Origin of the sequence: Bradyrhizobium sp. SZCCHNR1098 (assembly GCF_032489375.1) — a bacterium.
Taxonomy (GTDB): Bacteria; Pseudomonadota; Alphaproteobacteria; order Rhizobiales; family Xanthobacteraceae; genus Bradyrhizobium.
Genome location: NZ_JAUEXY010000003.1, coordinates 345713 through 358660, shown reverse-complemented (window position 1 = coordinate 358660; position 12948 = coordinate 345713). Strand labels below are relative to the sequence as shown.

The following is a 12948-nucleotide window of genomic DNA, read 5'->3' as shown; positions in this document are numbered from 1 at the left end:
TTTCTGCGGAATGCCGCATCGCCGTGGCATAGTCGCCGCTGATTCGGCCTTGAGATCCCTGCCCGCCATGACGATGTTTTCGGTCCGCAGTGCCCGCCCTTCGAACGGACATGGCCATGCCGTGCCGATCATCCTGGGCTGCGTGCTGGCGGCGGCGGCGATCGCCCTCGTTGCCTACCTGCTCTGGCCGACCTGGCGCGCCAGCACCTTCAAGGGGCCCGAGCGCCTGCCGGTCAGCATCGGCAGCACCGTGTTCAACGTGCCGGCGGCCGCCATCCGGGTGAAGGTCCAGCGCCACACCGGCCCGCAGGAGCGCGTCGATCTCGGCTTCGAATATCCCTCGCTCACGCCGCCCGAGGCGCCGCATCACGTCAGCGCCGACCAGATCGATCAGGCGCCGCACCCGATCGATCGCATCTTCGTCTCGATATCGGCGCATCACGACGCGATGTCGCCCGAGACGCGACTGAAGACAATCTATCCGCGCTACCTCAATCCGGCTGCCGTGTCGGTGCAGGACGGGCTGAGCATGCGAAGCTTCCGCGCGGGCACACCGTACGACGTGGAGGATCTGTTCACGGCCGAACAGCCTTTGCTGGTCGCCCGCTGCACGCGTGACGCCGCCACGCCCGGCATGTGCCTCAGCGAACGCCGCGTCGAGGGCGCGGATCTGATCTTCCGGTTTCCGCGCAGCTGGCTGTCACAGTGGCAGGACGTCGCCGCCGCGATGGAGCGGCTGACGGCGCAGATGCATGCGACGAAGTAGTCAGTCTTAGCCCGGATGAGCGCAGCGATATCCGGGGTCTTTCGCCCAGCGCGTGTGAACCCGCATGTCGCTTGCGCTCATGCGGGCTACGCGCTCTAGGACTTACTCCACCAGATCGTCTTCCAGGATCGCCATCTGGAACTGGAACGAGCGATCGTCGTCCTCATCGTCGACGAACAGCACGCCGATGAACTCCTCGCCGATATAGACTTCGGCGGAGTCCTCCTTCTTCGGCCGCGGCACTACACGGATCTTGGGATTGCCGAACACGCGCTTCAGATACGCGTCGAGCTTCCTGACTTCCTGAACGTCCACGGTGATCTCCAATCGACAGCGAGGTTTGCGGATGATGAGGACGTTGCAGCGCGAACGTCCGTGTCCTTGTGATTTCGACATTGTGATTTCGACATTCCGGCCCACCGATCGAGGCAAGACGAGCCGGCGATGTCGAACGACCTGAAAGGGACGCCGTGGATCTCACATTCACTCCGCCAAGACAAACGGCGGATCGTCAAATCCACAGACGCCGATGTGTTGGCACGAATTTCCCTGGATGAGAAGGTCTTGACTTCGCTGTCGCCGACGCGCTCGCGGCTCAGATCCCGATCGCGTTGATCATCTGATCCATGGTGCGCGACGGCTCCGCACAACCGGCCTCGCCGACGATCTTCGCCGGCACGCCTGCGACGGTGACGTTGTTCGGTACCGGCTTCACGACGACGGAGCCGGCAGCGATGCGCGCGCAATGACCGACTTCGATGTTGCCGAGAACCTTGGCGCCGGCGCCGATCAGCACGCCGTGACGAATCTTGGGATGCCGATCCTCATTCTCCTTGCCGGTGCCGCCGAGCGTCACGCCATGCAGAATCGAGACGTTGTCCTCGATGATGGCCGTCTCGCCGCAGACGAAGCCTGTGGCGTGATCGAGGAAGATGCCGCGGCCGATGCGCGCCGCCGGATTGATGTCGGTCTGGAACACGGCCGAGGAGCGGCTCTGCAGATAGAACGCGAAATCCTTGCGACTCTTGCGATACAGCCAATGCGCCAGCCGGTGCGTCTGCAGCGCGTGAAAGCCCTTGAAGTAGAGCAACGGATCGATGAAGCGCGAGGTGGCGGGATCGCGATCGTAGACGGCGACGAGATCGGCGCGAAACGCATGGCCGAGGTCCGGCTCGTCGCGCAGCGCGTCGTCGAAGGTCTGGCGGATCAGGTCGCCCGACAGCGCGGAATGATCGAGACGATCGGCAACCCGGTGCACGACCGAATCCTCGAGCCGGCCGTGGTGCAGAACGGTTGAATAGATGAAGGTCGCGAGTTCAGGCTCGCGGCGCACGATCTCTTCTGCCTCGTGGCGGATCCGATCCCAGATCGGATCAAGCGTCGCCAGCTTGCTGCCCTGCTGCGGATTGGTCTGGTGCATAGCCATGGCTGCTTCTCGCAGTTTCAGTGGGCGGGCCTTATAGCACGGCGCCGGGAACGATGTCCTCCGCGGGCTGCGCGAGGCCGGCGATCCATCCCGGCCAGCCCGCCTCCCAGAGAACACGGGATTGAGACATTTCCGTTACGCCCCGCCGGTGACGTCCCGGTTGCGCCGCCATACGGTTCGGCACCGCCGTCGGCTCAAGGTGGGCAGCAGGAACCCGAAATCAAGACGATCGTGGCGGAAGAAGCGGCGAACACCGTGGCTGCGGCAAAAAGGAACCACCTGGGCACAGAAGGCCGACCATTCCCCCGTTCAATCCCGGGATCGGCTTTACCATCCATCGCTCTGCGTCTACTAGTGAATATCGCCCTGACCATATTTCGGCCATGGTGCTCCTGATCGGGGGGACACGGGTATCAGTAACACTCAGATCCTGGACGAACGCACGACCGAGGCCGGATCGGCCTGGCTCCCCGTCATCGTCATCCCGCTCTTCCTGGTCGCGCCGGCGCTGTGGAACGGCTACCCGCTGCTGCAGTGGGACACCGGGGGCTACCTCGCGCGCTGGTACGAAGGCTATCTGGTGCCGAGCCGCTCGACCGTGTTCGGGCTCTATCTGCATTGGGGCGAGGGCTCGAGCTTCTGGCTCAATCTCGGTCTGCAGGCGCTGGCAACGCTCTGGATCCTGCAGCTCACCTTGCGCGTGCTGGGACTGGCCCAGCCGCTGCGCCTGCTCTGGATCGGCCTGCTGTTGGTCCTGACCACCGCCCTGCCCTGGCTCGCCAGCATGCTGCTGACCGACATCTTCGCCGGGCTGTCGGTGCTGGCGTTGTACATCATGGTCACGCAGGCGCGCCGGACCTCCCTGCTGGAGAAATGCGCGCTGTTCGGCTTCGTGGCCTTCGCCTCCGCCACCCACAGCGCCACGCTCGGCGTCCTGTTCGGCCTGTGCTGCGTCGGCTGGATCGCCTATCCCCGGCTGCGCCGGCAGATCGCGCTCTCGGGCCTGGTCCAGGCCAGCATGACCATCGTCGCGGGGGCGGCGATGCTGCTCGCGGCCAACTTTGCCCTGTCCGGCCAGCTGGCGTGGACGCCGGGCGGCACCGGCGTCGCCTTCGGCCGCATGCTCCAGGACGGTATCGTGGTGCAATATCTGAAGGATCATTGCGCCCGCGAGAAGCTGAAGCTCTGCCCCTATCGCAACGAGCTGCCGCCCACCGCCGACGACTTCCTGTGGGGCAACAGCATGTTCAACAAGCTCGGCCGCTTCGAGGGCATGAACGACGAGATGGGCTACATCGTGAAGCAGTCGCTCGCGGCCTACCCGCTGTGGCAGGCCAAGGCCGCCGCGGTCGCCACGGCCGAGCAGTTGATGCATGTGGCGACCGGTGAAGGCACCAGCGGCTGGGTGCCGCACACCTATGGCATCATCGAGCGCTACATCCCCTCGCAGGTCCGGGAGATGCGTGCGGCTCACCAGCAGCATTGGGAGATCAATTTCGCCGTCGTGAACTGGCTGCACGTGCCGGTCGCGCTGGGCTCGATGCTCGCGGCAGCAGCGATTGCCGCTCACGCGATCTGGCGGCGGCGGCGCGACGACGTCGCCCTGCTCGCCAGCACCGTGACGCTCGCGCTGCTCGGCAACGCCGTGATCTGCGGCGTGATCTCCGGCCCGCACGACCGCTATGGCGCGCGGCTGGTGTGGATCGCCACCTTCACCGCGCTGATCGCAGCCGCGCGCTGGTTCGGCGGTGAGCGCACCGACGTATCCGCCACGTGACGGCCCCGCAGCCCGCGTGAGCGACAGCCGAAGCCGCGAGGCTTCGGCGAAAGCGACATGCGGGTTCACACGCGCTGCTCCGGAGAACCCGGGGTCGCTCCGCTCGCCCGGGCTACGCGTTCAGCGCCGCGCCAGGAAATCCACCACGCCGGCCTTGTAGACCTTGTCGCCGACCGCGCGCATGTGATCGCGGTTGGGAATGTCGAGCACCTCTGCGTCCGGGATGAGCGCACCGAGCGCAGGCCCCGAGCCCGACACTTCGTCCGTCGTGCCGACCGCGACCAGCACCGGCACCGCGATGCGGCCCGCCTCCTCCCGCGAGATCAGGCCGCGCGAGCCGCGCATGCAGGCGGCCAGCGCCAGACGGTCCGAGCGGGTCTGGTCGGCGAAGGCGCGGAAGGTGCGGCCGACGGGATCGGTCACGTCGTCGATCGACGGCGCCTCGAGCGCTGCGGCAACGTTCTCGCCGGGGCCGCCGCCTTCGATCATCGCCATGCCGATGCCGCCGAAGATCGCCGAGCGCAGGCGTTGTGGAGTGCTCAAGGCAATATGCGCGGCGATGCGGCCGCCGAGCGAATAGCCCATGACGTCGGCGCTGGCGAGGCCGAGATGATCCATCAGCGCCGTGACGTCGCTCGCCATCTCCGCGATCGAATACAGCGCGGGGTCGTACAGCTTGGCCGAATCGCCATGGCCGCGATTGTCGAGCGCGATCACGCGGCGGCCGTCCTTGCGCAACTCGGAGGTCCAGCCCGGATAGATCCAGTTGACGGTCTTGGTCGAGGCGAAGCCGTGGACGAGCACGATCGGATCGCCCTCCCCCTCATCGATGAAGGCGATTTCAACAGCGCCGTTGTGAAAGCTCGGCATCGGTCGCGGATCCCGGAATGTGCAAGTATTGATCTTGAGCCGCAGTCTAGCCGCAGGGCGCGGCCGCGACCAGTTCGGGACGGACCGCAGCGGCCTGCATCTGGCGCAGGCGGCGCCGCTTGCTCCGGTCGAGCCAGGCCTGGGTGGCCCGCTCGGCCATCGCCTTGAGCGAGGCAACGAAGCTGAGCAGCGTCATCAACGCGCCGAACAGCCACAGCGCGAGATTGAACGCGCCCGCGGTCAGCAGCAGCGCGCCGCGGCCGAGCAGCTTCAGGATCGCGCGGGTCTGCCCGCCCTTGGCCTCGGCCAGGCGGGCCGCACGGGCAATGTCCTTCGGCCCTTCGGCAAGCTTGAGCGAATCGAGCGCGCCACGCGTGCCGGCCTTTTCGGTGATGCGGCCGACATCCTTGGCGAGCCGCACCAGAGCGCCGGCCTTCTCGGCGCGGAACGCAGCCCGGATCGCGGTCGCGGTCTGGCCCGGCCGCAGCACCGAGCCCGAGGCCACCGCCTGCTGCAACAGCGGCGCATCGACAACCTCGCGCGCCGAGCGCCCGGCCCAGGCGGCGAGCCCCTCGCCGAGCCGGCCGACTTTCCGCGCATCCTTGACTAGCGTCAGCCCGGCCCGCACCGGCGCGGCAGTTCCGACCGAGGCATAGGTCGCGGCCGTGACGGCAAGGCCCGCAGTCGCGAGACCCAGCACCAGCCGGTCGGTCTCCTCGCCCATCACCAGATGCTTGCCCTCGCGCACCGCGTCGCGGATGTCGCCGAACACGAAGAGGTCGCCGGCCACGGTGCCGGACAGGCTCGCGACGTCATCGGCCTGGCCGGTGACGAGCCCGCTGGCGAAGCGCTTGGCGACACTCCCCGGCGCCTTCTCGGCGGCCACGGCATCGCTCACCCGCTGGATCAGCGCCTCGTCGAGCGCAACGCGATGATCCTGTGCGAGCGCGACGAAACTCTCGGCCAGATCGGGATCGCCAGCCGCGAGCGCATCCTCGATGTTGCGAGCAATCCGCGCCGGATCGTTCTGCAGAACGGACGCAATCTGAAGCTCCGACAGCCTCGCCGGGTCATCCTGTGCCACGATGATGGCTCCTGCCCCATAGGCGTGCGGCCATATTGCAGCGCCGACCGCGGCGCTGACGGCAAGCCCGGCCAGCGCCAGACTGATTCCCAGCTTGATTCGCTTCGAGATCACGCCGCCTTCACGTTTTCGCGGGGACGATGCCGAAAGACATAGGATGTCCCGTGCCTGACACAACGGCCCCGACGAAAGAAGGGCTTCTCGGCGGGCCTGAGTTTGTGTCGAATCCACAGGCCACAACATAACGGCGTGCGTTGCACCAAACGCGGGTTCCCAAAACTAGGAATTGGCCTTAAGGCTCAGTATGGTCGCGCCGTTTTCGACGCGTGCGGCCCTGCGACCTCAGTCCCGTCCTGCTCCGTCGTGCTGACCGCATACGCTCCCGTTGCCACGCGAGGTGATACCGATGGCCGATAACATCGTCCCGCATTTCCACAATGATGCCGGTGTCCCCGTCATCGAGATCGGCTCGCATGAGTTCATGTGCGTGGGCGCCAATCCGCCGTTCGATCATCCGCACGTGTTCCTCGATCTCGGCAACGACAAGGAAATCATCTGCCCGTACTGCTCGACGCTGTACCGCTATGCGCCGGACCTCGCCGCGGGCGAAGCGCGGCCGCCGGAATGCGTATTGAAGGACGTTGCCTGATCGGCGTGTCGTGGCATCGCGTACCGTCTATGTGGCGGGAGCCGGGATTGGCGGCCTGACGGCTGCGCTCGCGCTCGCCACCAAGGGCTTCCGCGTCGTCGTGCTGGAGAAGGCCGAACGGCTCGAGGAAGTCGGCGCCGGCCTGCAGCTGTCGCCCAATGCCAGCCGCATCCTGCTCGATCTCGGCCTGGGGCCGCGGCTGACCGCGCGCGCCGTGGTGCCCGACGCCGTCAGCATCATGAGCGCGCGGGCCGGCGGCGAGATCGCCCGCCTGCCGCTCGGCGAGGCCGCGAGCCAGGCGGCTGGCGCGCCTTATTGGGTCATCCACCGCGCCGACCTGCAGGCGGCGCTGGCCGCGGAGGTGATGGCGCATCCGGACGTCGAGCTGCGGCTCGGCTGCCAGTTCGAGGACGTCGCCGCCCACGCCAAGGGCCTGACCGTCGTGCATCGCCGCGGCAATGAGCGCCGCCAGGACGTGGCGCTGGCGCTGATCGGCGCCGACGGCGTGTGGTCGGCGGTCCGGCACCATCTGTTTCCGCAGGTCCGCGCCGCGTTTTCCGGCCTGATCGCCTGGCGCGGCACGCTCGACGCCCGGCAATTGCCACGCGAATTGACCGCAGCACGGGTGCAGCTGTGGATGGGTCCCGAGGCCCATCTCGTCGCCTATCCGATTTCTGCCGGCCGGCAGGTCAACGTGGTCGCGGTGGTGCCGGGGACCTGGAACCGGCCGGGCTGGAGCACGGAGGGTGATCCGAGCGAGCTGAAGGCGGCGTTCGCCCCACCGCGCTGGCCTGCGACGGCGCGCCTGCTGCTCAACGCGGTCGACGGCTGGCGCAAATGGGCGCTTTTCGGCGTCCCCGAAGGCATCGAATGGACCGACGGCAGCGTCGCGCTGCTGGGCGATGCCGCGCATGCCATGCTGCCCTTTGCGGCGCAAGGCGCGGGAATGGCGATCGAGGATGCGGTGGTGCTCGCCAAGAGCCTGAGCGAGGCACGCCCGGACGGTCCCGGCGCGATCCCGGCTGCGCTCAAACGCTACGCCAAGCTGCGCCGTCCGCGCGTCGGCCAGGTGCAGCGCACCGCGCGCAATCAGGGCCGCCTCTATCACATGACCGGGCCGCTAGCGCTGGCCCGCGACCTCAGCATCAAGGCGCTCGGCCCGCAGCGCCTGTCGGCGCGGCAGAGCTGGATCTACGACTGGCGGCTATAGGTTGCCGCTGCGGCTGCGGTCAGTAGACCGAGCCGTCGCGCGGCAAGATCGATGGTGCGCCGGAATTGCTCGAGGCCATCGGCCGCGCATTGCGCGCCGGCTTGACCGGCTTGCCACCCTTCGCGGCCACCGGCGCCGGCGGCGTTTCCACGCATTTGTTGCGGCGCCAGGCCTCTTCGGCGAATTGCGACTGGCCCCTGATGGCGACGTAATCGTTGCGATACGCGACCTCGGCGACGATGGCGCCGCCGGCTCCGGTCTCCGCCTTGGCCATCAGGCCCTGCAGCTCGGCGGCTCGCGCCGCGAGGGCCTTGCGCTCGGCTTCGAGCTGCTTGCAGTCGTAGAGATCGTATTTGGCGGGATCCGCGAAGGCCGTCGACACGCTGTCGCTCATGCCGGCGCAGCCCGACAGCAGCGATGACAAGGCCAGCAGTCCCGCGGCCAGCGCGAGACGACGGGAACGAAGGCGATCGGTGGTCATGCAGCCTCGATCATGCGGCGGCCTCGAGACGTCGACGCGATTGTGGGCCGATCGGCCGCGAACGGCGGCAGTGTTCGCCTCTGCGATGGTCTTCGGATTCGTCACGCTCACCTCGCCCAGCGACCGGTCCGCAAGGCATGCGGATCCGAATCGTTTTCTCGTGATGGGTCCGTGCCTTACAACGGCCGCTTCGTCCATGTCTTGCACCACGTGATCCCAGACTTGGCAAAGCGCTTCAACGCGAAGGCATTCTCAAAGCAGCTGGTGACGGCCGGATTGAGGCTTTACCAAGGCGCTCTCGCTGGCTTAAGCAGAGGATGAGCTTCAGAGCCAAAGTGCAACCTCGTCCGGCCTCGCCGGATGGTGCGCCAGGTCTCTGAAATCAAAGCGCGGACGTGGCGGAATCGGTAGACGCAAGGGACTTAAAATCCCTCGATGGCAACGTCGTGTGGGTTCGAGTCCCACCGTCCGCACCAGCGCTATGCGCGCCTTCCTTGACCGCCCTGCCCGGCTCAGTTCAACGCCGCCAGCCGCTCGAGCTCAGCGAGATCGGTGACCTCCAGCCTGCCCTCCGAGATCGTCAGGATCTTGCGATCGCGAAACAGCGCCAGCACGCGGCTGACATGGACCGATGTCAGGCCGACGGCGTCGGCGATGTGCTGCTGCTTCAAGGGAAACGGATAGCGGTGATTCTGCATCACGCCGTTCGCCGCGACGCGCCGCATCAGGCTGAGCAGCAGATGCGCGATCCGACGCTCGGCCGGACGCTGGCCGAGAACGGTGATGAGCTCGTAGGAGGCCCGGCCGTTGTCGCCGAGAGAGCGGAACACCTCCATCATGACCAGCTCGTCGGCACGACACTGCTTGCGGACCTCCTCGCCATCGAGCCGGCTGACCTGGACCTGGGTCAATGCCTTGGCCGAGAAGCTCATGCCTTTGGCGAAGATCGCCGCCGGCGAGAAGATGTCGCCCGGCAGCAGGAAGCGCAGGATCTGGCGGCCGCCATCCGACAACTGGATGTAACGGAATGCCCAGCCGGTGCAGAGCACGAGCACATCGTCGCGCGCCTCGCTCTGGCATTTGATCTGCTGGCCCGCCCGGACGGTGAAGAACTGCTGGTGGAGCCGTGGCAGCGCCGACTGCTCCCCGCAAGCATTGAACAGCGCGGCACAGAATCCGGAATTGAGGTGAGTGCAGGAGACGCAGCGGGCGGCTAGATCGGGGTCTGATCGCAGCATCAAGGGGGGTGCTTGTGTCCAATCTGTCCGCAGGGCCAGCTTCGTCGCGCGGCCGTCGGCACGCAGCGGCGGCCGCTCCGAGTCAGCGGATGCCGAAGCCTCCGGCATGCCTGACAGCTAAGATGGAACCGGTCCGTAGCGATATAACTTGGATTAATGACGTGGTTGAAAGTCGTGCATTCGTCCGCCCCAGCGGCCTTCACGGCGCGATCAGTCGTTTGGACGCGGATCTCACACCCAAGCAATGATCGACGCGGCTAGCGCCTACGCCGCCTGCGCTCGTGCCATCAGCTCCGCCATGGTGGTGGATTTGAAGCTCGGCCGCCCCTCCAGCCGGTCGATCCAGGCGACGAGATTGGGATGGCCGGCGGTCAGCTCCGTCCAGTCCGGCGTCAACGACAGGAAGCTCGCCTGCGGCGCGGCCTGCAGATCCGCCAGTGACAGATGGTCGCCGACCATGAACGGCTGCTCGCCGAGCAGCCGCGACAACTCCGCGATGACGGCTCTCGCCTGCGGCATCGCGCGTGCGATCGCGGCTTCGTCGGTGGTCGTGCCGAAGAATTGCGGGCCGACGATGCGCTGGAAGATGATGACGTTGCACACGCCCTGGAACAGGTACCAGTCGCTGATGTTCATCACCTGGTCCATACGCGCGGCCTGCCTGACGTCCGCGGGCGTCAGGGCCGGCTCGGGCAGCATGCGGTCGAGATAGCGCAGGATCGCCTGGGTCTCGTACAACACGAAGCCGTCATGCTCGAGCACCGGCACGCGCCCGAAGGGATGACGCGCCAGATGCGCCTCTCCCTTGGAGTCCCCCGGCGCCAGCGCGGCGAGCCGATACGGCGCGCCCTTCTCCTCCAGCGCGATCAGCACGCTGCGCCCGAACGGGCTTCCCGGCACGGAATGGACCACGAACTCGGACATCACGGTCTCCCCGCTCTTATGATGATTTGCTCACGATGACGTCGGCGACCGCTCGGCCTCGGCCACGAAACGCTGCAGCAGCCCCGGCCAGCCGCCTTCGACGTCCCGCCGCATCGATGCGCCGGCCTCGCTGCCCATGGTTTCGAACTTGTGGTGCAACAGCTCGACGCGGGTCACGTCCGCGCCTTCGACGACGAATTGCACATCGACCTCCGAGCGCATCGCCGCGTTCGGCTTCCACTGCGCATCGATCTGCCACAGCATGACGAAGCGATGCGGCGGCTCCCATAGCGTGATGGTCGCGACCGTGGTCGCCGTGCCGTCCTCAGCGATCTCGAGCCAGCGACCGCCGAGCTTCGGCTCCAGCAGCACCTTCTCGATCGGCTTGCGGCCGACCCCATGCGTATGCGGCCACCAGCGCGTCAGGCCGCGCGTGAAAACGTCGAACGCATGGTCGATCGGCGCCGGGACATGGACGAGCTTCCGAACCGGCGCGATCACGGCACCCTCACTCATCGATCCTCCCTTTCGTCTGCCGATGCGTGCGCTCCGCCTCGATCTTGAAGGCGAGCAGCGCGTCGTCCCAGAAGCTGTCGAGCCAGTCGCGGAGCTCGGCCAGCCCCTCACGGCGCAACGCGTAGATGCGGCGCACGCCTTCGCTGCGTTCCTCGACCAGCCCCGCATCCTTCAGCACCTTCAGATGCTGCGAGACCGCCGGCCGCGACACCGGCATCCCGGCCGCAATCGCATGGACCGGGCGCGGCCCGCCGCGCAGCCGCTCGAGCACTTCCCGCCGCGTCGGGTCCGCCAACACGTTCAGCGTCGTTCCGTAAGCCATAGCTTACTGTAAGCTGCGACTTACATAATGGTCAAGGGCGGCAGGTCGGGGTACGCGAGAGCCTGATCCAGCAGATCTCGCCACCACCGGTTGCAGGAAGAAACCCGCCATTAACCACAACCGACGAGGGTGGAACCAACGGCTACCGGCGTCCGGGCCGGTCACTGCGTGCGACCTCGCTCAGGCCAGCCGGGCTCGCCATCAATGAGAGGCACGATGCTGGGATTCCGCCGAAAGAACGAACCATCGGACGCCCCGCTTGCGTCCGACACCTCCGCACACGACGCCTTCCAGGACGCGCTGGCGCAGTGCCTTGGTGACTGGGCGGACGGCAAGCTCAATCGCGATATCGGAGGCGTCGATGCTGCCGCGCTGCGCGCCAAGCTCAAGCCGCAACTGATCGAGGCCATCCATCGTCTCGGCACCGCGCTCGCGGCCCGCGCGTCCCAGGATCTCGATTCGGTCGTCGACCTCTGCATCAACAGCAACGAAGCCTCGATCAGCGCGGCGCGCCTGATCGGCGCCTCCAACAATCAGTCCGAACGCTGTCAGAGTCTCGCTGCCGCATCGGTCGAGATGCAGGCCTCCGTGCACACCATCCGGTCGACGTCGACCGAAGCCGCTGCCGAGGCCGCCGCGACGCGCCAGGCCGTCGAGACCAGCGTGACCGCGGTGCGGCGGACGCTGCAGACGATGAACGGCATCGCCAGCTCCGTGCGCGACACCTCGGCGAAGATCGCCGATCTCAGCGCCGCCTCCGCCGAGATCGGATCCATCGTCGGCACCATCGACGCGATCGCCAACCAGACCAACCTGCTGGCGCTCAATGCCACCATCGAGGCGGCGCGCGCCGGCGAATTCGGCAGGGGCTTCGCGGTGGTCGCAGCCGAGGTCAAGAACCTGTCGCAGCAGACCACCAAGGCGACGGAGGACATCAAGGGTCGCATCGAGCGGCTGCAGGCCGAGATGAGCGGCATCGTCGAGGCCATGGCCGGCGGCGCCAAGGCGGTCGAGGTCGGCATGTCCGAGATGAACGATCTGGCGCAGGCGATCGATCAGGCCGGCACCCGGACCGCGGTGGTCAGCACCAAGATGGACGAGATCTCCGGCATTCTCGCCGAGCAGTCCGCCGCGACCGACGAGGTCGCGCAGGGCATCACCATCATCGCCGATCTCGCGACCGCCAATGCCAACGAGGTGATGTCGCTCGCGGACACCATGGGCAAGACGGACGCGAAGGTCGGCAAGATGCTGGGCGAGATCGCCAAGCTCTCGCTCGACAACCAGGTGGTGAGACTGGCCAAGGCCGACCACGTGATCTGGAAGAAGCGGCTGGTCGACATGTCGGTCGGCCGGCTGCAACTTCGCGCCGACGAGCTCTCCGATCATCACACGTGCCGGCTCGGCAAATGGTACTATGGCGAAGGCGGCCAGCGTCTGGCCGGCGATCCGGCATTTCGTAACCTCGAACGCCCTCACGAGGCGGTGCATCGCCACGGCAAGGAAGCCGCGCGCCTGTTCAGCTCAGGGCGCATCGATGAAGCACTCAACGAGATCGGCAAGGTCGAGGTCGCTTCCAGCGAGGTGTTGGCGGCGCTGGACGAGATCAGGGCCTCATAGCTACGAGGCTGCTGCCGACGTCACGTCACTCCATCCGCGCGTCATCCGGGGCGTGCGCAGCACGG

Annotated in this window: 14 protein-coding genes and 1 tRNA gene; 6 read left to right on the top strand and 9 right to left on the bottom strand. The window is 66.9% G+C overall.

Annotated features, from left to right (window positions below; translation table 11 throughout):
• Nucleotides 1–67: 67 nt before the first annotated feature.
• Nucleotides 68–766: a hypothetical protein gene (locus QX135_RS09770; RefSeq protein ID WP_315776699.1), complete on the top strand. Its 699-nt coding sequence runs from the start codon at nt 68–70 to the stop codon at nt 764–766.
• 102 nt (nt 767–868) lie between these two features.
• Here the strand turns inward: QX135_RS09770 and QX135_RS09765 are convergent, their stop codons facing one another.
• A complete protein-coding gene (locus tag QX135_RS09765; protein ID WP_006611186.1) occupies nt 869–1081 on the bottom strand; it encodes a DUF3126 family protein in 213 nt (70 codons plus the stop codon).
• Between the two features lie 280 nt (nt 1082–1361).
• Nucleotides 1362–2192: a serine O-acetyltransferase gene (cysE, locus tag QX135_RS09760; RefSeq protein ID WP_315737485.1), complete on the bottom strand. Its 831-nt coding sequence runs from the start codon at nt 2190–2192 to the stop codon at nt 1362–1364.
• A gap of 580 nt (nt 2193–2772) precedes the next feature.
• Between cysE and QX135_RS09755 the strand changes: the two genes are divergently transcribed.
• Nucleotides 2773–3969 carry a hypothetical protein gene (locus QX135_RS09755; RefSeq protein ID WP_316176473.1) on the top strand — a complete coding sequence of 399 codons (1197 nt, stop codon included), beginning with the start codon at nt 2773–2775 and terminating at the stop codon, nt 3967–3969.
• Nucleotides 3970–4089: 120 nt separating this feature from the next.
• Here the strand turns inward: QX135_RS09755 and QX135_RS09750 are convergent, their stop codons facing one another.
• On the bottom strand, nt 4090–4839 hold the full coding sequence (locus QX135_RS09750; protein ID WP_316176474.1) for an alpha/beta hydrolase: 750 nt from the start codon (nt 4837–4839) through the stop codon (nt 4090–4092).
• A 46-nt stretch (nt 4840–4885) separates the two neighbouring features.
• Nucleotides 4886–6037, bottom strand: a complete 1152-nt coding sequence (locus QX135_RS09745; protein WP_409997755.1) for a hypothetical protein — start codon at nt 6035–6037, stop codon at nt 4886–4888.
• A gap of 292 nt (nt 6038–6329) precedes the next feature.
• Here QX135_RS09745 and QX135_RS09740 point away from each other — a divergent pair, with 292 nt between their 5' ends.
• Entirely contained in the window at nt 6330–6572 is a 243-nt protein-coding gene (locus tag QX135_RS09740) for a zinc-finger domain-containing protein (RefSeq protein ID WP_006611181.1), read from the top strand.
• Nucleotides 6573–6582: 10 nt separating this feature from the next.
• The gene (locus QX135_RS09735; RefSeq protein ID WP_315737481.1) at nt 6583–7782 is read left to right on the top strand and encodes an FAD-dependent monooxygenase; all 1200 of its coding nucleotides are present in this window, start codon (nt 6583–6585) and stop codon (nt 7780–7782) included.
• 19 nt (nt 7783–7801) lie between these two features.
• On the opposite strand, the gene QX135_RS09730 is transcribed toward QX135_RS09735, so the two are convergent.
• Nucleotides 7802–8263 carry a hypothetical protein gene (locus tag QX135_RS09730; RefSeq protein WP_316176475.1) on the bottom strand — a complete coding sequence of 154 codons (462 nt, stop codon included), beginning with the start codon at nt 8261–8263 and terminating at the stop codon, nt 7802–7804.
• A gap of 389 nt (nt 8264–8652) precedes the next feature.
• On the opposite strand from QX135_RS09730, the gene QX135_RS09725 reads away from it, so the two are divergent.
• A tRNA-Leu gene (locus QX135_RS09725) sits at nt 8653–8739 on the top strand.
• Nucleotides 8740–8775: 36 nt separating this feature from the next.
• On the opposite strand, the gene QX135_RS09720 is transcribed toward QX135_RS09725, so the two are convergent.
• From QX135_RS09720 to QX135_RS09705, 4 genes are all read right to left on the bottom strand, one after another.
• Complete coding sequence (locus tag QX135_RS09720) at nt 8776–9501, bottom strand: Crp/Fnr family transcriptional regulator (protein ID WP_316176540.1); 726 nt, start codon at nt 9499–9501, stop codon at nt 8776–8778.
• A gap of 264 nt (nt 9502–9765) precedes the next feature.
• Complete coding sequence (locus QX135_RS09715; RefSeq protein ID WP_316176541.1) at nt 9766–10425, bottom strand: glutathione S-transferase family protein; 660 nt, start codon at nt 10423–10425, stop codon at nt 9766–9768.
• Nucleotides 10426–10455: 30 nt separating this feature from the next.
• Complete coding sequence (locus QX135_RS09710; RefSeq protein WP_316176542.1) at nt 10456–10941, bottom strand: SRPBCC family protein; 486 nt, start codon at nt 10939–10941, stop codon at nt 10456–10458.
• Nucleotides 10934–11263 (bottom strand): metalloregulator ArsR/SmtB family transcription factor, encoded by a 330-nt coding sequence (locus QX135_RS09705; protein WP_316176543.1) that lies wholly within the window; start codon nt 11261–11263, stop codon nt 10934–10936. Before QX135_RS09705 ends, QX135_RS09710 begins: the two co-directional genes overlap by 8 nt.
• Before the next feature lie 216 nt (nt 11264–11479).
• On the opposite strand from QX135_RS09705, the gene QX135_RS09700 reads away from it, so the two are divergent.
• Nucleotides 11480–12883 (top strand): methyl-accepting chemotaxis protein, encoded by a 1404-nt coding sequence (locus QX135_RS09700; RefSeq protein WP_316176544.1) that lies wholly within the window; start codon nt 11480–11482, stop codon nt 12881–12883.
• Nucleotides 12884–12948 lie beyond the last annotated feature (65 nt).

Bases quoted from the DNA above. Each gene is read 5' to 3' on its own strand.
- QX135_RS09720 (WP_316176540.1), bottom strand. From the start codon at position 9,501: ATGCTGCGATCAGACCCCGATCTAGCCGCCCGCTGCGTCTCCTGCACT.
- QX135_RS09730 (WP_316176475.1), bottom strand. From the start codon at position 8,263: ATGACCACCGATCGCCTTCGTTCCCGTCGTCTCGCGCTGGCCGCGGGA.
- QX135_RS09770 (WP_315776699.1), top strand. From the start codon at position 68: ATGACGATGTTTTCGGTCCGCAGTGCCCGCCCTTCGAACGGACATGGC.
- QX135_RS09700 (WP_316176544.1), top strand. From the start codon at position 11,480: ATGCTGGGATTCCGCCGAAAGAACGAACCATCGGACGCCCCGCTTGCG.
- QX135_RS09710 (WP_316176542.1), bottom strand. From the start codon at position 10,941: ATGAGTGAGGGTGCCGTGATCGCGCCGGTTCGGAAGCTCGTCCATGTC.
- QX135_RS09750 (WP_316176474.1), bottom strand. From the start codon at position 4,839: ATGCCGAGCTTTCACAACGGCGCTGTTGAAATCGCCTTCATCGATGAG.
- cysE (WP_315737485.1), bottom strand. From the start codon at position 2,192: ATGGCTATGCACCAGACCAATCCGCAGCAGGGCAGCAAGCTGGCGACG.
- QX135_RS09705 (WP_316176543.1), bottom strand. From the start codon at position 11,263: ATGGCTTACGGAACGACGCTGAACGTGTTGGCGGACCCGACGCGGCGG.
- QX135_RS09740 (WP_006611181.1), top strand. From the start codon at position 6,330: ATGGCCGATAACATCGTCCCGCATTTCCACAATGATGCCGGTGTCCCC.
- QX135_RS09715 (WP_316176541.1), bottom strand. From the start codon at position 10,425: ATGTCCGAGTTCGTGGTCCATTCCGTGCCGGGAAGCCCGTTCGGGCGC.